Consider the following 22,313-nt stretch of genomic DNA (forward strand, 5'->3'; position numbering starts at 1 on the left):
AGAGAGGTGGATTTTATGAAAAAGGAACAGGTTATTTCAAGAATTCGCGAAGTAGGCCTTGTTGCGGTGGTAAGGGCTGAAAATGAAGACAAAGCCCTTAGAATTACCGAAGCGTGCCTTGAGGGCGGCGTTGCAGCGATTGAAATTACCTTTACGGTGCCGGGAGCGCATAAGGTTATTGAAAAGCTCGCAAGCCGTTTCTCGGAGGACCAGATCATTCTTGGCGCCGGAACGGTTCTTGATCCTGAGACGGCAAGAATCGCAATACTGTCAGGTGCTCAGTATGTGGTAAGCCCCAGCCTGAATCTTGAAACGGTTAAACTGTGCAACAGGTATCGTGTTGCCTGCATGCCCGGTGCAATGACAATTCGTGAGGTTGTTGAATGCCTTGAAGCCGGCGCAGATATTATTAAGGTTTTCCCCGGAGAATTATTCGGTCCGAAAATTATCAAAGCCATTAAAGGACCCATTCCGCAGGCTGAATTAATGCCAACGGGTGGTGTGTCGGTGGACAATGCCGCAGAATGGATTAAGGCCGGAGCTGTAGCGCTGGGTGCAGGAAGCAGCCTGACTGCAGGCGCAAAAACCGGGGACTATGCAAAAATTACAGAGACGGCTAAGCTCTTCCTTGAAAAAATCAGGGAGGCAAGAGGTCAGTAAAAACTTAAATTGTGCAATTGGTTTAAAGAATTAAAATTCACGGAAGGAGTTGATTCTATGGCTTTGTTGGATATTAAACCAAAAAGTGAATGCGCGTATGACTGTATATCCCTTGGTGAAATAATGCTGAGGCTTGATCCGGGCGAAGGTCGTATCCGTACGGCCCGTTACTTCAGAGTGTGGGAAGGCGGCGGTGAATATAACGTTACCCGTGGCCTGAGAAAATGCTTCGGCATGGATGTTGCGGTTGTTACGGCTTTTGCCGACAATGAAGTGGGACGCCTTCTTGAAGACTTGGTAATGCAGGGCGGAGTGGACACCCGCTTCATCAAATGGATGCCTTTTGACGGTATTGGAAGAAAGGTCAGAAACGGTCTTAACTTTACAGAAAGAGGATATGGCGTAAGAGGCGCCCTGGGTGTATCCGACCGCGCGTATACCGCCGCTTCTCAGCTGAAAAAAGGCGATATAGACTGGGATACCATATTCGGAAAATACGGAGCGCGCTGGTTCCATACCGGAGGAATTTTTGCCGCCTTGTCTGAAACAACGCCTGAAGTGGTGATTGAAGCGGTTCAGACGGCAAAGAAATACGGTACAATTGTATCTTATGACTTGAATTACAGACCTTCGCTGTGGAAAGCCATCGGCGGCGAGAAGAGGGCTCAGGAAGTCAACAAGGAAATTGCGAAATATATTGACGTGATGATTGGTAACGAAGAAGACTTCACTGCGGCCTTAGGGTTCAAAGTTGAAGGCAACGACGAAAATCTCAAGTCTTTGAATATTGAGGGTTATAAAAATATGATTAATGAGGTTGTCAAGACATATCCCAATTTCAAAGTTGTTGCCACAACCTTAAGAACCGTTCATACCGCTACAATTAATGACTGGAGCGCTATCTGCTGGGCAGACGGCAAGATATACCAGTCCAGAGAATATAAGAATCTGGAGATTCTTGACAGGGTTGGCGGCGGTGACAGCTTTGCTTCAGGTCTCATTTACGGCCTTATGACGACGGGAGATCCTGAAAAAGCGGTAAATTACGGTGCCGCTCATGGTGCGCTGGCAATGACGACACCCGGCGATACTTCAATGGCGGATGTAAAAGAAGTGGAAAAACTGATGTCCGGCGGAAGCGCCAGGGTTGTGCGTTAATAAGAATATTGGCCGGTACTGAAAATCATTCGGGAGATCATGAGTTTCATACGTGGTCTCCCGAAATTAATTTTGTAAAAGTAATTCCGTAGTATTTGCTGATCAGGAAGAATTTTGCGTTTTCATTATAACTGCAAAGTAAGTAAAAAATTAATACTATTTCGTATTACCTTTGTGCGTGAGCGGAAAAGATAATTCTTTATTCAAAAGTAAATGAATTTACGTCTGATCATTTCGTTCAAATTAAAATTTCCTCAAAAGTCAAATAATTCGTTCTTATTCATAGGTATCTCGGAAATATTAATTTTTTGCTTAAGCCCACTAAAATTTTTCATTTGTTTTATATTTAGAAGAAAAGTATACAATAACGGAAATAGCGAAAAGACTAAGCAGGCACAGAAGGACAATATAAAGAGAGATAGTCCGTGGAACAATATATCTACAAAATAGTCATTTGACATACAGAAAAGAGTATTGTGTGGATGTAGCACGGAGTCAGTTAAAGATAGGAAATGACTATGAATTAGTGAGGTATATAGAGTCAAAGATAATCAATGAAAAGTATTCTCCGGAGAGAGTTGTCAAGAATTTTGTGTCTGATTAAAGTAACGTAACTGGAAAATTTGTTGTATTTCATAAATGTGAGCATTTATCATTGGTACCGCTTTTTTCCATTTTGTCCGCCTCAAGTTCTCCCTCTGTAAATATATGTTAATTTCCAATACTTCGACAGAGTTAAAGTAACCACCCGATCTTATCCGAATTTTTTCAACTAGACTGTTGATACTCTCTACACTGTTGGTAGTATAAACATGCTTCCTCAAGGATTCGGGGTATTTAATGAAAGCCATATAATGTTCTGCTTTCTCCATGAGAATGTTCATATATCGGCTATATTTACTCTTAAATTTACTGCAAAGGTCATAAAACTTTTGAACAGCTTCATCAAAGGAAGAAGCAAATTTTATTTTATCGAGTTCTTTATTGAATTCTGCGGCATCAGCTTTGGTCATGTATTTGCGGATATTTCTCTGAAGGTGTACAAAACAGAGCTGATGATCAGCATATGGATATACAGCTTTGACGGTCTCGATAATACCTGGGAAATCATCACTTACAACCACTAAAACTCGTTTAAGACCGCGGTTTATCAAGTCTTCAAAGACCTTGTTCCAATCGGCTCTGTTTTCTTTGCCGAAGAAGGTGTAAAGGCCAAAGATGTCTTTCTTACCTTCCATATCAACGCCAAGGATTATGTAGCATGCGGCTTTCTTCACTTTTGAGCCGTCTTTTATCTCACAATGATAAGCATCGATTAATAAAGCAAACACCGATTCGGGTAATTCCCGTTGTTTGAAAAGGTCTAATTCACTTTTTAGGTCATCTTTGATTTTGTTGAGTTCATCATCAGAGTAAGGAAGGTTGAGGCTTTTGAGGGTATTTAAGAGAGAAGATTCTGAATAACCGTTGACAACAAGGGACATAAGAAGGTCTGTATAGGATTCATCCACCCTTTTATACGGTTCAGGTAGGATGTGGGGTCTGAAATCGCCAGTGCGAGTTCTTGGGACAGAGATGTCCAGGTTACCCATAGGTGTACCAAGTTTTCTATCATAAAAGCCGTTGCCTTTGTCGTTCTCGTTTTTCAAGAGATAGATTTGGCGTTCAGACAACATAAACCAGTCGAGCAAATCCTCCAGCAACTTTTTGAGGGCAGGGCGTGATGGATCTGAATCAGAGCAATACTGGTTTAATACTTTTTCAACCGCCATATTTTTGACTGTTTCATAATAGGTATTTTTATCCATAATTACCAGCCTCCTTTGTGATTTTATTATACACCAGACACAATTTTATTTTAACACCCTCTCCGGATGCGGTTATAGAGATTAATGAATACCCAAGGAGGATATTTGGTTATAGGTCAGCCAGGAGATGGCTGTGTGATACAATGAAGCAAATCCAATAAGCAATGGATTTACCAAATTTTTCACGGCATTTAATATTGCAATTTATAAAATAAATTTTGTTTACATAAGGTGTTGACAAAATTAAAGCCGCGTGATAATATAAAAAAAGCTGTCGCTGACGAAAAGCGGAGCAGCGGGATTGAAAACGGGATACATTAAAGGAAAGACAATTTAGCGTATCCGCAAGAGACAGAAAATGGTAAACATAAAGGCTTGACAAAACATAAAGGATATGTTAAATTAAAAATCCCGTTGCTGAGGCGGCGGAAGCGAAGAATATCACGAAAAGTTAACATAAAGCACTTGACAAAAGATAAGAGACATGATAAACTAAGAATCCGCCACGGGGAAGACGGCGAAGGCAAGGACAGCGGAAGTGGCAAAGCCGACGGGGAGTCGGAACCGGACATTGAAAATTGAACAGTGCAAGACGAATCCGTTAAGAACTTTGAGACTCTGTGTAACAGAGCTAGAGGGAAACCATCGGATTAGACGGTAAGAAGTTTAATTTGAGGGTTTGATCCTGGCTCAGGACGAACGCTGGCGGCGTGCCTAACACATGCAAGTCGAACGGGATCCGTGTTACGGAGGTCTTCGGACCGAAGTGGCATGGTGAGAGTGGCGGACGGGCGAGTAACGCGTGAGCAACCTGCCCTATGCTGGGGGATAACACCGGGAAACCGGTGCTAATACCGCATAAGACCACAGTGACGCATGTCACAGTGGTAAAAGCTGAGGCGGCATAGGATGGGCTCGCGTCCGATTAGCTAGTTGGTAGGGTAACGGCCTACCAAGGCGACGATCGGTAGCCGGACTGAGAGGTTGGCCGGCCGCATTGGGACTGAGACACGGCCCAGACTCCTACGGGAGGCAGCAGTGGGGAATATTGCGCAATGGGGGAAACCCTGACGCAGCGACGCCGCGTGGAGGAAGAAGGCCTTTGGGTTGTAAACTCCTTTGATCGGGGACGAAGATGACGGTACCCGAAGAACAAGCCACGGCTAACTACGTGCCAGCAGCCGCGGTAATACGTAGGTGGCGAGCGTTGTCCGGAATTACTGGGTGTAAAGGGCGTGTAGGCGGGGTGCCAAGTCAGGTGTGAAATACCGGGGCTTAACCTCGGGGGTGCATCTGAAACTGGTGCTCTTGAGTGCCGGAGAGGAAAGCGGAATTCCCAGTGTAGCGGTGAAATGCGTAGATATTGGGAGGAACACCAGTGGCGAAGGCGGCTTTCTGGACGGTAACTGACGCTGAGGCGCGAAAGCGTGGGGAGCAAACAGGATTAGATACCCTGGTAGTCCACGCTGTAAACGATGGATACTAGGTGTAGGAGGTATCGACCCCTTCTGTGCCGTAGTTAACACAATAAGTATCCCACCTGGGGAGTACGGCCGCAAGGCTGAAACTCAAAGGAATTGACGGGGGCCCGCACAAGCAGTGGAGCATGTGGTTTAATTCGAAGCAACGCGAAGAACCTTACCAGGGCTTGACATCCCCCTGACGGATGTAGAGATACATCTTCTCCGCAAGGAGCAGGGGAGACAGGTGGTGCATGGTTGTCGTCAGCTCGTGTCGTGAGATGTTGGGTTAAGTCCCGCAACGAGCGCAACCCTTGTCGTTAGTTGCCAGCAGTAAGATGGGCACTCTAACGAGACTGCCGGCGAGAAGTCGGAGGAAGGTGGGGATGACGTCAAATCATCATGCCCCTTATGTCCTGGGCTACACACGTGCTACAATGGCGACTACAGAGGGAAGCAAATCCGCGAGGAGGAGCAAATCCCGAAAGGTCGTCCCAGTTCGGATTGCAGGCTGCAACTCGCCTGCATGAAGCCGGAATTGCTAGTAATGGCAGGTCAGCATACTGCCGTGAATACGTTCCCGGGCCTTGTACACACCGCCCGTCACACCATGAGAGCTGGCAACACCCGAAGCCGGTAGCCTAACCGAGAGGGGGGGCGCCGTCGAAGGTGGGGTCAGTGATTGGGGTGAAGTCGTAACAAGGTAGCCGTATCGGAAGGTGCGGCTGGATCACCTCCTTTCTAAGGAGACAGGCTTACTGCTAAAAGCAGTAAAGCCAATCCAGGTCGGTCGGGTTCGTCAATGCACTGTTTAATTTCCAGTGTCCGGTGACTTAAAAATTGGACGCTGGCAAAAATTTCTGGTTGACGGTGAGCTTTGTACGTGGTATATTAATTACCCGGCAAGCAAACCGGATGAAATTGAGACTGATAAAGGTAAGTACCTTGAAAACTGTATAATGCTGAAGCTGGTGGTAACGAGCGGAGGTAATGGAGCCTGAGAAGGTGAAGTTACGGAAGCGAGTTACAATTTCTTAGGGAAGACCGCTCACTTAGGGGTTGATTAGACAACCCTGAAGAGAAGGCCGAAGAGGTCAAGCTACTAAGAGCACAGGGTGGATGCCTAGGCACCAGGAGCCGATGAAGGACGTGGTAAGCTGCGAAAAGCTGCGGTGAGGCGCAAACAGCCGTTGACCCGCAGATGTCCGAATGGGGGAACCCACCTGAGGTAAATGCTCAGGTATCCGTACATGAATACATAGTGTACGGAGGGGAGACGCAGGGAACTGAAACATCTAAGTACCTGCAGGAAAAGAAATCAACCGAGATTCCGCGAGTAGTGGCGAGCGAAAGCGGAGGAGGCCAAACCGTATGAGGTAACTCATGCGGGGTTGTGGACTGGCGTAATGATCGCGGAGCATAGCAGAATGAGCGGCTGGAAAGCCGAGACCGTAGAGGGTAACAGTCCCGTATGCGAAATGCGAAGCGACAGGCCAGGATCCGGAGTACCACGAGGCACGAGGAACCTTGTGGGAAGCAGGGGGGACCACCCTCCAAGCCTAAATACTACCTGGTGACCGATAGTGGAGGAGTACCGTGAGGGAAAGGTGAAAAGAACCCCGGGAGGGGAGTGAAAGAGAACCTGAAACCCTGTGTTTACAAGCAGTCGGAGAGCGTTAAAGCTCGACGGCGTACTTTTTGTAGAACGGTCCGGCGAGTTACATTGCAAGGCGAGGTTAAGTACCTTAAGGTACGGAGCCGAAGGGAAACCGAGTCCGAATAGGGCGTATAGTCTTGCGGTGTAGACCCGAAACCGGGTGACCTACCCATGACCAGGTTGAAGCGGGAGTAAAGTCTCGTGGAGGACCGAACCCACTGACGTTGAAAAGTCATGGGATGAGTTGTGGGTAGCGGTGAAATTCCAATCGAACCCGGAGATAGCTGGTTCTCCCCGAAATAGCTTTAGGGCTAGCCTCAGGTTAGTCTATCGGAGGTAAAGCACTGACTGGACTAGGGGCCTTACCGGGTTACCGAATCCTATCAAACTCTGAATGCCGAATAGACGATGCCTGGGAGTCAGACTATGGGGGATAAGCTTCATAGTCGAGAGGGGAACAGCCCAGACCGCCGACTAAGGTCCCAAAATCACAGCTAAGTGGGAAAGGATGTGGGCTTGCTAAGACAACTAGGATGTTGGCTTAGAAGCAGCCATTCATTCAAAGAGTGCGTAACAGCTCACTAGTCGAGTGAGCCTGCGCCGAAAATTTAACGGGGCTAAGCTGTGTACCGAAGTTGCGGATCCAGAGATGGGTGGTAGGGGAGCGTAGTGTACGGGCAGAAGCATGACCGAAAGGACATGTGGACCGTACAGTAGTGAGAATGCCGGAATGAGTAGCGAAAGTGAAGTGAGAATCTTAACCGCCGAAAGTCTAAGGTTTCCTGGGGAAGGCTCGTCCGCCCAGGGTAAGTCGGGACCTAAGCCGAGGCCGGAAGGCGTAGGCGATGGACAACAGGTTGAAATTCCTGTACCACCGTTACCCGATTGAGAGAAGGGGTGACGCAGGGAGATAGAGTGAGCGAGCTGATGGAATAGCTCGTCCAAAGGGAATAGGTAGTCCGGTAGGCAAATCCGCCGGACGTTCCGAAGCCCTGAAGGGGAGGGAAAATAAAGTACCGAAGCACTCGACTCTGCACTGACAAGAAAAGCCTCTATCGAGGGTAAAGGTGCCCGTACCGCAAACCGACACAGGTAGACGAGGAGAGAATCCTAAGGCGAGCGGGAGAAGCGTTGTTAAGGAACTCGGCAAATTGACCCCGTAAGTTCGCGAGAAGGGGTGCTCGAAGGTGAAAGCCGGAGAGCCGCAGAGAAATGGCCCAAGCAACTGTTTACCAAAAACACAGGTCTCTGCCAAATCGAAAGATGAGGTATAGGGGCTGACGCCTGCCCGGTGCTGGAAGGTTACGGGGAACCGTTAGCGGAAACGCGAAGCGGTGAACTTAAGCCCCAGTAAACGGCGGCCGTAACTATAACGGTCCTAAGGTAGCGAAATTCCTTGTCGGGTAAGTTCCGACCCGCACGAATGGCGTAATGACTTGGGCACTGTCTCGACAACGCGCCCGGTGAAATTGTAGTACTCGTGAAGATGCGAGTTACCCGCGACTAGACGGAAAGACCCCATGGAGCTTTACTGTAGCCTGATACTGTATTTCGATATCTCATGTACAGGATAGGAGGGAGGCTGAGAAGCCGGGACGCCAGTTCTGGTGGAGCCGACGGTGGGATACCTCTCTTGAGATATTGAAGTACTAACCAGATACCATGAAACTGGTATTGGGACACTGTCAGGTGGGCAGTTTGACTGGGGCGGTCGCCTCCCAAAGGGTAACGGAGGCGCCCAAAGGTTACCTCAGCACGGTTGGAAATCGTGCGAAGAGTGTAAAGGCATAAGGTAGCCTGACTGTGAGACAGACGTGTCGAGCAGGCACGAAAGTGGGGCTTAGTGATCCGGCGGTAGAGAGTGGAATTGCCGTCGCTCAACGGATAAAAGCTACCCTGGGGATAACAGGCTTATCTCCCCCAAGAGTCCACATCGACGGGGAGGTTTGGCACCTCGATGTCGGCTCATCGCATCCTGGAGCTGAATTCGGTTCCAAGGGTTCGGCTGTTCGCCGATTAAAGCGGTACGCGAGCTGGGTTCAGAACGTCGTGAGACAGTTCGGTCCCTATCTGTCGCGGGCGTAGGATATTTGAAGGGAGCTGTCCCTAGTACGAGAGGACCGGGATGGACGAACCTCTGGTGCACCAGTTGTCACGCCAGTGGCACAGCTGGGTAGCCAAGTTCGGAAGGGATAAACGCTGAAGGCATCTAAGCGTGAAGCCCCCCCTAAGATGAGATATCCCACCGAAAGGGTAAGACCCCATGTAGACTACATGGTAGATAGGCCAGGGGTGTAAGTGCAGCGATGCACTGAGCTGACTGGTACTAATAGGTCGAGGGCTTGACCAAAGAAGGCTTTCCGAGGAAGCCGGCGGTAGGCATTATACAGTTTTGAGGGTACTTATATGTACCTTAAAAATTAAAAATTTCCGGTGACAATGACGGAGAGGAAACACCTGTTCCCATTCCGAACACAGAAGTTAAGCTCTCCAGTGCCGATGATACTTGGGTGGAAACGCCCTGGGAAAGTAGGTCGTTGCCGGAATTTTATGAAAGCCTTGTGGTTATCTGCCACAAGGCTTTTTTCGTGATGTTTTTCTTCCGCTCCCTGGCATATTTCTTTTTAAATCAATACGGTGCCATGAAATACGATTTCAGCGTCTCCGGTGAGAATCACCGTTTCTTCGGAGTAATTCACCGTTACTTCCCCGCCTTTGACGATTACACGAATATCCTTTCCTTTCTGCAAGAAGCCGTTTAAAGTTGCCGCTACAACCGCGGCGCAGGCTCCGGTGCCACAAGCCATGGTTTCGCCGTTGCCTCGCTCCCATACCCGTATTTTGATCGTTTTTTCATCAAGTATTTGAACAAATTCGGTATTTACCCGTTCTGGAAAGAACTGATGGTTCTCAAACAGCGGGCCGATGGTTTCGAGGTCGAGAATATCGACGTTCTTTTGAAAGACAACGCAGTGAGGGTTACCCATTGACAGGCATGTGACTTCATATTCGGTGTCGCCCACCTGAAGGGGATATGCAATTACCATATTCTCGGACTGTTTTACGGGAATCCTTTCGGGTTTTAATTCAGGGCGTCCCATATCCACTGAAACTCTGGCCGCTTTGCCATCCTTTGTTATAAGGAATAATGTTTTAACACCGCTGATTGTTTCAATTTTTAAATTCTTTTTGCGGATACCTTTGATATCATACAGGTATTTTCCCACACACCGAATTGCGTTACCCGACATGCCGCCTTCGCTGCCGTCCATATTGAACATTCTCATTTTGGCGTCGGCGATGTCAGAACGATATATCAGAACCACTCCGTCCCCGCCTACTCCGTAATGGCGATCGGACAGATAAACCGACAGAGATTCGGGAGAAGGAACGGGCTGTTCAAAACAATCAATATAGATATAATCGTTTCCGGCGCTTTGCATTTTCGTAAACCTGATCTGCAGGCGTTCAGTGCGCATGTTGCGGATATCAACCAGCTCGGTATTTATTTCGCTGTACCTGCTTAAGAGACTGTCCGCAAGGGCCATTGCGGTATCCACAGAGGTAAGGCACGGAATACCCAGTGAAACGGCTTTACGGCGGAGCTTGACGCTGTCTCTGGCAGGAATCCGGCCCTTTGTGGACGTGGAGAGAATATATTTGATTTTGCCGGTATCAAGGAGGGTGCTGCAGTTGTCTTCGCTTTCGTGAATTTTTCTGACGGTCGTCACATTAAGGCCAGACTTTCTTAAAACTTCAGCGGTACCTGCCGTTGCATATAGCGCAAACCCAAGTGCGTCAAACTTTTTCGCAACGTCGGTAATATCATTTTTGTCAGAGTTGCGTACGGTGATTAAAATGCCGTCTGATTTATACATTTTATATCCTGCAGCCACAAGCCCTTTATATAAGGCCTCGGAAAGATTTCTGCCTATTCCCATCACTTCACCGGTGGATTTCATTTCAGGTCCAAGCTGAGTGTCAAGATCCACAAGCTTTTCAAAGGAAAATACCGGTACTTTCACCGCGGTGTAAGGAGAGGTTTTATATATACCGCATCCATACGGCATATCCTTAAGCTTTTCACCCAAACTTACCCGTAGAGCCAGTTCAACCATCGGAATGCCGGTGATTTTGCTCAGAAACGGCACGGTACGTGATGCCCTCGGATTAACCTCAATCACATAAATTTCCTCATCCCTGACAATGAATTGGATATTTACAATTCCTATTGCTTTCAAACCTTCGCAAAGCCTTTTTGTTATGTCTGTTAATTTTTCTGCAATATGGTCATAAATATGGGTCGCGGGATAAACGGCTATGCTGTCGCCTGAGTGAATGCCGGCGCGTTCAATATGTTCCATAATTCCGGGTATAAGTACATCTGTTCCGTCGTAAATTGCATCTATTTCAATTTCCCTGCCCGATATATACTTATCAATCAACACAGGGTTCTCAATGCCTTGCTCAAGAATAATTTTCATATACTCTTCCACATCGGCATCCGAAAAGGCTATTGTCATATTTTGTCCGCCCAGCACATAGGAAGGACGGAGTAAAACCGGATAGCCAAGTGTTTGCGCGGCGGTTTTCGCTTCTTCCAGTGTGCGTACGGTAAAACCGCGGGGACGTATTAAATTAAGTTTTTCGAGCAAGGCATCGAAACGTTGCCTGTCCTCGGCCATGTCTATGCTGTCGGCACAAGTGCCTATTATGTTAATTCCTTTGTTTTTTAATGTCTTTGTAAGTTTGATGGCCGTCTGGCCGCCAAATGCGACAACCACGCCCACAGGATTTTCCTGCTCAATAACATGCAGGACGTCTTCCGGGTACAGCGGTTCAAAATAGAGCCTGTCGGACATGTCAAAATCGGTGGATACCGTTTCAGGATTATTGTTGATAATTACAACCCTGTATCCCAGTTTACGCAGTGCATTTGCACAATGTACAGCCGCATAGTCGAATTCAATTCCCTGACCGATCCTGATTGGGCCTGAACCGAGGACAACAACGGTTTTTCTGTCATCCGGCACTTCGGTTTCTGCTTCGTTTTCCCCGCCTGTTTCGGGAAGATTGTAACCTGAATAGAAATACGGAGTTTGGGCTTCAAATTCTCCGGCACAAGTATCCACCATTTTATAAACAGGGGAGACATGGTAATCAGGTTCGTAACCTGTAATTTTGCGTATTGCGGCATCGGTGTAACCCAGTTTTTTTGCGGCAACATATTCATCGAAGGATATTTTTCTGTTTCTGATTTTATTCTCAAACTGCACCAAATTTTCAATTTTATATAAAAACCACCTGTCAATTCTGGAAAGTTCAAAAATCTCATCTACTGTGATTTTTCTGCGTATGGCTTCATATATCATAAACAACCGTTCGTCGTTGGCTTCCCTGATGCCCTGCAGTAATGTTCCGGTTGGCATTTGGGATATTTTCGGAATATTTAATGTGTCGGAGGACAGTTCAAGACCCCGGACTGCTTTCAGGAGCGCGGCCTCAAAACAGTCGGCGATGGCCATAACCTCGCCTGTTGCCTTCATCTGCGTTCCTAAATTGCGCTTTGCATAAACAAATTTGTCGAAAGGCCATCTTGGAATCTTTACCGTAACATAGTCAAGAGCGGGTTCAAAAGCAGCATAAGTGGTGCCGGTAATGGAATTTCTTATTTCATCCAGCCTGTATCCTATGGCTATTTTTGTAGCCACCTTTGCTATTGGGTAGCCGGTCGCTTTGGAGGCCAGCGCCGATGATCGTGAAACACGGGGATTGACTTCTATTACCGCATATTCAAAAGAATTGGGATTTAGTGCGAACTGGCAGTTACAGCCACCTTCCACGCCCAATGCCGAAACAATTTTCAGTGCCGCACTGCGCAGCATTTGGTATTCCCTATCTGAAAGAGTCACGGCAGGCGCTATGACAATACTGTCCCCGGTATGAATGCCAACGGGATCGAAGTTTTCCATGGAACAGACGGTAATGGCGTTACCGGCCCGGTCGCGTATGACTTCAAATTCGATTTCCTTCCATCCGTAGACGCTTTTTTCTATCAGCACCTGATGTATCGGAGAAAGGGACAAGCCGTTTTTTACAATTTCCAATAACTCCTCGTCATTTCCGGCTATTCCTCCGCCCGTGCCGCCGAGAGTAAAAGCCGGGCGTACTATGACGGGGTATCCGATCCTTCGGGCGTAAAAGACTGCATCTTCGCATGTATTGGCTATCTCGGAAGGAATACACGGCTCACCGATGGACAGCATTGTTTCCTTGAAAAGCTGCCTGTCTTCGGAACGCCTGATGCACTCGGGAGATGAACCCAGCAGGCGGACGTTGTGTTTTTCCAGAAAACCGTCCCGCGCAAGCTGCATGCAAAGGTTCAGGGCCGTTTGACCTCCCAGCCCGGACAGGATGCTGTCGGGCCGTTCCTTTTCAATAATCCTTTTAAGCGTGGTCAGTGTGAGAGGTTCTATATAAATTTTGTCCGCCATTGAGGGATCGGTCATAATTGTAGCAGGGTTTGAGTTGACAAGGATAATTTCAATTCCTTCTTCTTTGAGCGCGCGGCAGGCCTGTGTACCGGCATAATCGAATTCAGCGGCCTGACCTATGACAATCGGGCCCGAGCCCACCACCAATACCCGTTTGATGCTTTTATCTCTTGGCATAGTTAACCTCCATAAGTCTGATAAATTCGTCGAACAAAAAGTCGGTATCCTTCGGTCCGGCGCAAGCCTCAGGATGGAACTGCACCGAAAACGCCGGAAAGTTTTTATAAATAAGTCCTTCGTTCGAAAGATCGTTTATATTTGTAAACAGTTCGTCGGCAATGTCTGGCTTTATACTGTCCGAAACAACCGCGTACCCGTGGTTCTGGGATGTAATATGTATTTTGCCGTTCCGGGTGTCACGGACAGGGTGGTTTGCTCCCCGATGCCCGAATTTCAGCTTTTGGGTCCGGAAACCATTGGCAAGGGCCAGTAGCTGGTGGCCCAGGCATATACCCATCGTCGGAATTTTATGGGGAAGCAGTTTCTTCAGTGTTTCAATTACTTCCGTGTTGTCGGCGGGATCCCCCGGACCGTTTGACAGAAAGAGGCCGTCGGGCGCAAGGCTGAGAATTTCGTCCGCAGGAGTGTTATGGGGGAGGACATATATATCACAGTTCCGTTTTAGCAGCGACCGTATAATGTTCTCCTTGACGCCGAAATCGAGAAGAGCGATTCTGTAGCGCCCGTTGCGGCAAAAGCGGCGAATTTGCTTTGTGCTGACCTTTTCCACGGGCTTTTCTATGCGGTAGTTTCTGACGGCATTTATATCCGCTTTGTTTAAATCATCGGTAATCATGCCGTTCATTGTGCCCGAGCGACGAAGGATTTTGGTAAGAGCACGGGTATCAATGCCGTACATGCCCACGATGCCGTGCTTTTTCAGGAAACTGTCAAGATCAGACTGGCTGCGGAAATTCGACGGTGTAAGGCAATATTCCTTCACAATATAGGCGGATACGCTGATTTTCCCGCTTTCCGCGTCTTCAGGCATTACTCCGTAATTACCTATAAGAGGAAAGGTCTGTACTACTGCCTGACCGGTATAGCTTAAATCGGTAAGCGTCTCAACATATCCCGTCATCGCAGTGGTGAATACCACTTCGGCGATAACATCTTTTGATGCACCGAAGGCTTTGCCTTCAAATATCATTCCGTTTTCCAAAATGAGATATCTCTTCATGAATACAAATCCCTCCGGCAAACAGCGGTTTAAACCGGGAATTTTTTACTCAAAACAATATTTATGGACATTTCGGATATCGGTTTTGTATTCGCCCGTAAAACAAGCGGTACAATATTTTTTTGTTCCGGTTTCGTCCGCGATGTATGGCAAATGCTCGACATTCAGATAGCCTAAAGAATCCACGCCGATTATACGGGCAATTTCGTTCACCGAATATTTGCATGCAATCAGATTGTCCTTCGAGTCAATATCGGTGCCGTAATAGCACGGATTTACAAATGGCGGGGAAGTAACACGCAAATGCACCTCTTTCGCGCCTGCATCCCTTAAAAGTCTTACAATTCTTGCACTGGTGGTGCCACGGACTATCGAGTCATCCACAAGAATGACCCGTTTTCCCGAAACGACATCGCGGACAGGGTTCAGTTTTATTTTCAGTAGTTCTTCGCGCATTTTCTGGGCAGGGGAAATAAAGGTCCGCCCGACATATTTGTTCTTGATAAAACCTGTACCGTATGGGATGCTGCTGGCGCATGAATAACCAATGGCGCCGTCGATGCCTGAATCGGGGACTCCTACAACTATATCCGCGTCAACAGGATGATCCTTAGCAAGAAAAGCCCCTGCACGAAGCCTTGCCTTATGTACTGAATATCCGTCAATAACGGAATCGGGTCTGGCGAAATAAATATATTCAAAAATGCACAAGGCTTCTTCAGCCTTTCCGCAGTTGTCATCTATGGAATACACGCCGCTTTCTTCAAACACAACTATTTCCCCCGGACGGATGTCACGGATAAAGCGAGCTCCTACGGCGTCCAGCGCACAGCTTTCCGAAGCGATCACATATGTACCGTCGGAAGTTACCCCGTAGCAAAGAGGACGAAACCCATGCTTGTCACGAACCGCCAACAGTTTGTTTTCAGTCATTAAAATCAGGGAATACGCCCCTTCGAGTATGTCCATCGCCGAAAGCACTGCATCTTCAATTTCGGGTTTTTTAATGCGTTCATTTGTGATAACATAGGAAATAACTTCGGTATCACTGGTGGTGTGGAAAATTGCCCCGTCCATTTCCAACGCATGGCGTAACTGAAATGCATTTACGATATTTCCGTTATGCACAGTGGACAGCGTGCCCTTTAAATGTTTTACAACGAGAGGCTGTGCATTGGCCCTGCCCGAATTCCCGGTGGTGCCGTAACGCACATGCCCTATTGCCATGTTACCTGTTCCAAGCGAATCCATTATTTTTTCGGTGAGCACTTCCTGAACAAGTCCCACGTCCTTATGCAAAAGTATTTCTTTGCCGTTGTTTACTGCTATGCCGCAGCTTTCCTGCCCTCTGTGCTGAAGGGCGTACAGGCCATAATAGGTAAGCAATGCGACATTTTCTTTTCTTGTGCCGTATACTCCGAAAACACCGCATTCTTCACGGATTTCGCGCATTGTTTTCACACCCTGCAAGGTAATATTTCTGCTTTTGCGGAGACGGGCAGCAAAGAAGGCCACGAATCAATAGTTTTACGGATACCCCGAAACCGCAAAAAAAAAAAAAACAAAGGAGCCCGCACCTTTTATATGTGCAAGAACTCCTTTGTTCTTACTAATACTATATATTTTCGTCGGGCAGTTGTCAATAGAAGTGAAGGATTACGTTCCCCTTCTGTTTAAAGACCGTGTTAAAAGACGGGCCTTCTTAGAGCCTGCAGCGTTCATTTAAAATTTTAAAGTTTCAGAAATATTTGAAACTAAAATTGTGTATTTATAAATTTTTGCAGGAATTATTAAACCATATGAAGAAAAACATAAGGGGAATTATGTTATCTTTTTGGGGAGGGATTTGTTTGTGGCCCGGAAAGTGTTGTCCGACGTGCAGAAGAAGGCAGAAAACGATTTGACTGTTATACTGATTGTGACTTTTACAGTTCTTGGAATTTATTTTGAGTCGTTAACAGTGTTCCTGATAATTTTCGGTATGTTACTGGCTAAAGATTTTACTAAAAATGCGTGGGGCTGTATTTTTGTTTTCGTGTTTCTGTGGAATGCGTTTTAGCCTTTCAGAAGTTTTTACGGGGTTAACAGCGGACAAAAAACGGGGCCGTCTTAAAATGTTTTAAGGCAGCCCCTGTTGGCGGTTACAGTTTTACTTTTACCACAATTTTTTTGATATTTGATGCTTCGTCATAAATGCATTTGGGCTTATGCCCGTCCCATGGATAAAGGATTGCGTACATTCCGTCAGTCAGGCGGATGTCGGTGCCGGCCTGGTTTTCATAAAAAGTAATGTCCTTTTCAGCGTTGTAGCCTGTGCTGGATACGAGTGTATTTCTTGGCGCGTAGCCGATAATTTCTTTTCCGCGGACGATATATTGGATGTCGATATATTTGTCGTGGCTTTCCCATTTGCACTGATCCGACGGCAGTGTGGTGTAGGATTGTACCAGCGCATATACGTCATTTCCGTCAATTTCATAACGGCCATCCTCTTTTTCGTTTTGATGAAATTCCCGGATAAATCGGAAGGCTTTTTGAAAGCCGGGATGCAAAGCCTCGTACAGTTTGGAGTTTTCCAATGAATCGATTATCATGTTTTTCAGCTCCTTTGTGCATGGTTTTTGATTTACCGTTTTTTATCATATACCAGAACTACCTTCCGGGCAATACCGGTGGCTGTTAAAAAGGGTATGCGGGCGGATTTGGCTTGACAAATAAGAAAATGCATGTGTAAAATGTTAAAAATTGTGCATGTGTTTGTGTAATTAAAATATTGCGGTTATAATGGATCAAAACCCTTTTATTCGTATATGTGAAATCTGCCAGCTGTCTGAGCAAATTTTCTTTGAAAGATTCATACAATAAACACTCTGAAACATGTTATAATAGATTCTTGCCGATTGCTTTATTCTGAAAGTGCCGCTTGGGTGAGTTATTTCCTGACAGGGCAGGTATGTTAAGCAGCAAAGGATGAAATTTTGAGGAGGCTAATAAAGATGGGAAAAGTAAATATCGAACTGGCAGTGGACGCGGCCGGAGACGGAAGGACCGATTGCTCAAACGCCATACAGCGGGCCATTGATACGGTAAGTGCATCAGGAGGCGGAAAAGTGTATTTTAGGCCTGGAATATATCTTACCGGTTCGATTTTTTTAAAATCCGGCGTAACTCTTGAAATCGGAGAGGGAGTTGAATTACGCGGAATAATTGACGAAACCGCTTATCCTGATATCTGGACCCGTGTGGCCGGTATCGAGATGGAATGGCCAGCGGGGCTGATAAATGTGATCGGACAAGCAAACGTGACGATAACAGGTAAAGGGACTATTGACGGTCAGGGATTTTACTGGTGGAATAAATACTGGGGAGAAGATCGGTTGGGAGGAATGAGAAAAGAATATACCGGGAAAGGTCTCAGATGGGCGGTGGATTATGACTGCAAACGCCCGAGAAATATCCTAATATATAATTCCTCTCAGGTCACATTAAGGGATTTGACTTTGCGGCGCTCACCGTTCTGGAATGTACACATATGCTATTCAACGGACGTTTACGTATCGGGACTTGTAATAAAGGATAATGAAGGCCCGAGTACTGACGGCATTGACGTGGATTCTTCAAGGAATGTATTGATAGAAAACTGTAATATTGAATGCAATGATGACAACATATGTATAAAAGCAGGACGTGATGCGGACGGGCTGCGTGTAAACAGGCCTTCGGAAAATATCGTGGTTCGAAACTGCAGCATAGGTTCAGGGGCGGGAGTTACGATCGGGAGTGAAACCTCAGGAAGTATCCGCAATGTGGAAATATATCAGATTAAAGCCAACGGTACCGACGGAGGCTTTCGTATTAAATCGGCCCTGACACGGGGCGGTGTTATAGAAAATATCCGTGTGCATGATTTCGAAATGGTTAATGTACTAAGACCCTTTATTTTTCAGCTTAATTGGAATCCGAGTTACAGTTACGCTTCATTGCCTGAAAACTGGAAAGGCAATATCCCGGCTCATTGGAAAGTGCTGACCGAACACGTGCCTGAAGAATTGGGAATTCCGACCGTCCGTAACATAGAAATATCGGGTGTTGTCGCCAAAAGTATCCATGAAATTTCGGAACTGAGTTCCGGTAAACATGCGGAGTCACAGGCCATGGAAATTGAGGCCCATCCGTCAAGGCCAATTACATGGGTAAAATGGAAAAATGTTTACATTGAAGCGGATAAAACAGGATATATCGAAAACGCGTCCGACTGGACGATGGAAAATGTCACGATACGCACCCGCGGTGGCGAGCCTGTCCGGATGAAAAACTGTGTCAATGTGCAGGCTCCGAAGGTAGAAAAAATGGAAGGCATATAAACGAGATATAAGGAGGAATGTTTTTGAATCGGTTATATATTGCAAAAAACAAAGAACCGTTACAGATGACTCTTGATCTTTTGAACAGGATAAATCCGTTAAAGGACAGGGATAAGGATATAAAAATAGGAATAAAGCCCAATCTTGTGTGTGCTTCGCCCGCAAGTGAAGGAGCCACCACTCATCCTGAAATTGTCGAGGGGATAATCATATATCTTCTGGAAAACGGATTCAAAAATATAAAGGTTGTCGAAAGCTCCTGGGTTGGCGACAGCACGAAAAGGGCTTTTAAAGTATGCGGATATGAAGACATTTCAAAAAAGTACAATATACCTCTGATTGATCTCAAAGGTGACGATTTTATAACCAAATCATACAAGGGAGTTGAAATAAGCATCTGCAAGACGGTGTATGATTTGGACTACCTTATTAACGTACCTTTGATCAAAGGACACTGTCAGACCAAAATAACCTGTGCTTTGAAGAACCTGAAAGGCCTGATACCTGATAAGGAAAAACGAAGATTTCACACTTTGGGGCTGCATAAGCCAATTGCTTATCTGAACGCTTTAATAAAACAGGATTTAATAATAGCGGACGGTATTTGCCCCGACCCCTATTTTGAAGAGGGAGGAAGGCCTCACAGGCTGAACAGAATTGTGGCGGGATTTGATCCGGTTCTGGTGGATTGCTATGCCGCAAAGGTTCTGGGCTATAAACCCGATGATATAAAATATATTGGCCTGGCAAGGGATGAAGGTGTGGGAAATTATATAAACGATGATACCGAATTTGTATATATTTACGATGAAGTCCATGACATGAGCGATGAGCCCCAAATTGTTCAAAAGGACAAAAAGTATCTCAGACTGATAGACGAAGCCGATGCATGCTCGGCATGTTACAGCAACCTTGTAAGTGCAATGGAGAAGCTGAATGAGATGGGAATAACCGATAAATTAGCCGATCAGATTTGCATAGGACAGGCCTACAGGGGTTATAAGGGATTTCTTGGGGTTGGTAATTGTACATCCTATTTTGAAAAATATCTGCCCGGCTGTCCGCCGAAAGTGGATGATATTATAAAATTTATCACCGAACTTTGTGGGTAATGAACAGGCAGGCATGTGGGAGGAGGGGGCTGCAGATACTCATAATTTCCATGTTTTGTATGGATGGATTGCCAGGTAAGAGTTGCGGTAGCGAAAATCAAAAGTAACTTCCTGACCTATGAAATCGGGCAGCGGGAAATCCTGATTTTCATTTTCCAGTTCAATTTCTGCGACAATCAACCCTTCGTTTTCTTTCAGGAATTCGTCAATTTCCCACACAAACCCTTTGTATTCGATTTTATATCTGTATTTTTCAATAACAGGTTTTATGCACATATTATCAAGCATTTCACAGGCATCGGTTACTGGTATTTCATATTCAAACTCGGGCTGTGAAATGCCTTCGCTTTTGCCTTTTATTGTAAGATAAGCCCTGTTGCCGGCAACCCGCACACGAACGGTAGCGTCACCGTTTACCGATAAATAGCCCTGCCTTATCAGAATGCCTTTAGTATGTTTCTTAAATGAGAGATCTTTCACGAGAAATTTTCTTTCTGTTTCCCAGCCCATATAAAACTCCGCAATAGTTCATTTTCGGCTATTATATCATAAAACCGTATGTGATAAAAGCCATACTTTGCATATGGTTTTTGTTACCGCAGTATATTTAAAAAAAGGGGGGGGAACTGAAAATTCCCTCTCCCTTTAACTGAATTCGCAGTATTATCGGTATTATTCGTAAAATTGCTCAAACTTAAGTTTACGTTCTTCCTGAATAGCTCTGCCCCCTGCATCAAGGTAATCATTGAAGTAGCGTTCCCATACCGCGTCGAATTCTTCGGGGGCACAGGTGACGGCTTTGGTAAGCAGAACATCGCGTTTTTCCTTGAGTACCTGGCCCATTCCTTCTTCAGCTTTGATTTCACCCACATTGAATTTTTTCGGGGTAAAACCGTCATTGGCGCCGACATACAAGGCTCTTTCGATATATCTCGCGTCAACTCCCGGGTATCCTAAGGCAAGTGATCTTGCGGTAAGCGAAGGATCTCCCAGCTCAAGTCCGTTGATGGTTATTGTATAATCCAGGTTGTTAGGCGAGTTCATGATTTTTTCACCGGTGGCGGAAAGCAATTTAATTGTACCGTCGGCAAGGACTTCGTGAGTAACGCCTTCTTCACCTATCTGGAGGAATTTACGGTTTTCAAACTTTGAAATCCAGTCCAGGTATAATAAAGAAGCCACGGGTTCCTTATTGGTCGAAGGGAAAAATACTTTTCGGTCCACCGTTGAAGAGGTGACTTTCTTATGCTTGCCGGCGTTGTTTTGGAATGGGTCAATGGCTATAAAAGCAGCTTCCGGGCCTATCATCCTCTGCAGGGTTCCGTGAATGCCGTTTTCCCCGTCACGGTACGGATAATCCCAGTTATGCATGAATGAACCGACATAACCGGCTTTAATCAGGTTATCCTCGGTGGTGTCCCCTTCTTTATACAGTGCAAAATCTTTCCAGATCAAACCGGCGTTATACCATTCGTTGAGTTTGCGTACACCTTCCTTGACACCTGGCCATTCAATCTGTCTGTCGTCGAAACCGTAAATGAAAAGCTCTTTATCGGTGACATTATCAGGAACAAATGATACCAGCAGGTTATTGGCTCTCCAGCCTATATCAAAGCTTATGGAAAAAGGAATCATTTTATCGGCGTCATCGCCGAGAAGAAGTTTTGCGTTGTTTTTGAACGCAAAAAGCATATTTTCAAATTCTTCAAGAGTGGTAGGCTCAGCCATGTTGAGTTTCTTTAACCAGTCCTCACGAACAAAAGTGTTTATCCTCTGGGTGCGTACCAGTCTGGCTTCGAGTGCCCAAATCGTTCCGGTTACAGGGTCCTGGTCGTAGTAAATGTTCTCATCCGTTAAAAGCTCCCAAAGATTGGTCAACAGAGGTTTGTATTCTTCAAGATACGGGGCAAGGTCTATGACACCGCCCATGTTTGCATATGCCTGAATTGTCGGGTAACTGTAAGTTACACATATATCCGGAGCTTCGCCGGCAGCAAGCATGTTGTTGAGATGATCAACTTCGGTCCAGCGCGGGACGGGAATAAATTCAACTTCTATGTTATGATCCCTCAGCACCCCTTCTTTGATAAAGTCGGTGTAGAAATTGTCTTCCGGTTTGCTTCCACCTTCATTGCCCCGGTCATAAACCTCAACGGTGATCTTTCTTGTCTTTGTGAATCTTCCGTCCACCAGTTCCTGTTCCCCGGATGACGTACTTTCCGACGAGTTATCGGACGCGTTTGCCTGTTCTGTCTTGCTGGTACCCGATGTAATGGATGACTTACCGCATCCCGCCAGCAGTGACAGAACCATGACAAAAACAAGCACTAAAGGCAGCGTTTTTTTCATAACCATCCTCC

At 46.2% G+C, this 22,313-nt stretch carries 13 protein-coding genes, 3 rRNA genes and 1 pseudogene; 10 read left to right on the top strand and 7 right to left on the bottom strand.

The annotated features are described in order from the left end of the window. The first annotated feature begins 15 nt into the window (after nt 1–15). From CST_RS03815 to CST_RS13325, 3 genes and pseudogenes are all read left to right on the top strand, one after another. A complete protein-coding gene (locus CST_RS03815) occupies nt 16–660 on the top strand; it encodes a bifunctional 2-keto-4-hydroxyglutarate aldolase/2-keto-3-deoxy-6-phosphogluconate aldolase (RefSeq protein WP_015358512.1) in 645 nt (214 codons plus the stop codon). Nucleotides 661–717: 57 nt separating this feature from the next. Next, nucleotides 718–1,818 carry a sugar kinase gene (locus CST_RS03820; protein ID WP_015358513.1) on the top strand — a complete coding sequence of 367 codons (1,101 nt, stop codon included), beginning with the start codon at nt 718–720 and terminating at the stop codon, nt 1,816–1,818. Nucleotides 1,819–2,146: 328 nt separating this feature from the next. Further along, a pseudogene (locus CST_RS13325) lies at nt 2,147–2,401 on the top strand (helix-turn-helix domain-containing protein); the annotation flags it as partial. Here the strand turns inward: CST_RS13325 and CST_RS03825 are convergent. Next, on the bottom strand, nt 2,400–3,626 hold the full coding sequence (locus CST_RS03825) for an IS256 family transposase (protein ID WP_015358103.1): 1,227 nt from the start codon (nt 3,624–3,626) through the stop codon (nt 2,400–2,402). The pseudogene CST_RS13325 and the gene CST_RS03825 sit on opposite strands and share 2 nt — an antisense overlap. A gap of 667 nt (nt 3,627–4,293) precedes the next feature. On the opposite strand from CST_RS03825, the gene CST_RS03835 reads away from it, so the two are divergent. The 4 genes from CST_RS03835 (at nt 4,294) to rrf (ending at nt 9,289) form a co-directional block, all read left to right on the top strand. Continuing rightward, nucleotides 4,294–5,827: ribosomal RNA gene (locus CST_RS03835) — 16S ribosomal RNA — on the top strand. 80 nt (nt 5,828–5,907) lie between these two features. Further along, complete coding sequence (locus tag CST_RS13495) at nt 5,908–6,087, top strand: hypothetical protein (protein WP_015358515.1); 180 nt, start codon at nt 5,908–5,910, stop codon at nt 6,085–6,087. 91 nt (nt 6,088–6,178) lie between these two features. Next, nucleotides 6,179–9,093, top strand: a 23S ribosomal RNA gene (locus tag CST_RS03845). A gap of 79 nt (nt 9,094–9,172) precedes the next feature. Further along, nucleotides 9,173–9,289 (top strand): 5S ribosomal RNA (gene rrf / locus CST_RS03850). Together the 16S, 23S and 5S rRNA genes form the textbook arrangement of a ribosomal RNA operon. Before the next feature lie 78 nt (nt 9,290–9,367). On the opposite strand, the gene carB is transcribed toward rrf, so the two are convergent. The 3 genes from carB to purF are packed head-to-tail and all read right to left on the bottom strand — an operon-like array spanning nt 9,368 to nt 15,929. Then, nucleotides 9,368–13,414: a carbamoyl-phosphate synthase large subunit gene (gene carB / locus CST_RS03855; protein WP_015358516.1), complete on the bottom strand. Its 4,047-nt coding sequence runs from the start codon at nt 13,412–13,414 to the stop codon at nt 9,368–9,370. After that, complete coding sequence (locus tag CST_RS03860; protein WP_015484922.1) at nt 13,401–14,477, bottom strand: carbamoyl phosphate synthase small subunit; 1,077 nt, start codon at nt 14,475–14,477, stop codon at nt 13,401–13,403. Before CST_RS03860 ends, carB begins: the two co-directional genes overlap by 14 nt. A 45-nt stretch (nt 14,478–14,522) precedes the next feature. Beyond that, nucleotides 14,523–15,929, bottom strand: coding sequence for an amidophosphoribosyltransferase (gene purF / locus CST_RS03865; protein WP_015484923.1), 1,407 nt, complete (start codon nt 15,927–15,929; stop codon nt 14,523–14,525). 400 nt (nt 15,930–16,329) lie between these two features. Between purF and CST_RS03870 the strand changes: the two genes are divergently transcribed. Further along, nucleotides 16,330–16,536 carry a hypothetical protein gene (locus tag CST_RS03870; RefSeq protein ID WP_015358519.1) on the top strand — a complete coding sequence of 69 codons (207 nt, stop codon included), beginning with the start codon at nt 16,330–16,332 and terminating at the stop codon, nt 16,534–16,536. A gap of 82 nt (nt 16,537–16,618) precedes the next feature. On the opposite strand, the gene CST_RS03875 is transcribed toward CST_RS03870, so the two are convergent. Further along, nucleotides 16,619–17,071, bottom strand: coding sequence for a NanQ anomerase/TabA/YiaL family protein (locus CST_RS03875; RefSeq protein ID WP_015358520.1), 453 nt, complete (start codon nt 17,069–17,071; stop codon nt 16,619–16,621). A gap of 402 nt (nt 17,072–17,473) precedes the next feature. Here CST_RS03875 and CST_RS03880 point away from each other — a divergent pair, with 402 nt between their 5' ends. Together CST_RS03880 and CST_RS03885 are read left to right on the top strand one after the other, a co-directional pair. Continuing rightward, on the top strand, nt 17,474–18,841 hold the full coding sequence (locus CST_RS03880; protein ID WP_015358521.1) for a glycoside hydrolase family 28 protein: 1,368 nt from the start codon (nt 17,474–17,476) through the stop codon (nt 18,839–18,841). Between the two features lie 17 nt (nt 18,842–18,858). Further along, nucleotides 18,859–19,953, top strand: coding sequence for a DUF362 domain-containing protein (locus CST_RS03885; protein ID WP_041746544.1), 1,095 nt, complete (start codon nt 18,859–18,861; stop codon nt 19,951–19,953). Nucleotides 19,954–19,992: 39 nt separating this feature from the next. On the opposite strand, the gene CST_RS03890 is transcribed toward CST_RS03885, so the two are convergent. Continuing rightward, nucleotides 19,993–20,463 carry a CYTH domain-containing protein gene (locus CST_RS03890; protein ID WP_015358523.1) on the bottom strand — a complete coding sequence of 157 codons (471 nt, stop codon included), beginning with the start codon at nt 20,461–20,463 and terminating at the stop codon, nt 19,993–19,995. Between the two features lie 162 nt (nt 20,464–20,625). Continuing rightward, nucleotides 20,626–22,302, bottom strand: a complete 1,677-nt coding sequence (locus CST_RS03895) for an extracellular solute-binding protein (protein ID WP_015358524.1) — start codon at nt 22,300–22,302, stop codon at nt 20,626–20,628. Nucleotides 22,303–22,313 lie beyond the last annotated feature (11 nt).

This window comes from Thermoclostridium stercorarium subsp. stercorarium DSM 8532 (assembly GCF_000331995.1).
Classification (GTDB): domain Bacteria; phylum Bacillota; class Clostridia; order DSM-8532; family DSM-8532; genus Thermoclostridium; species Thermoclostridium stercorarium.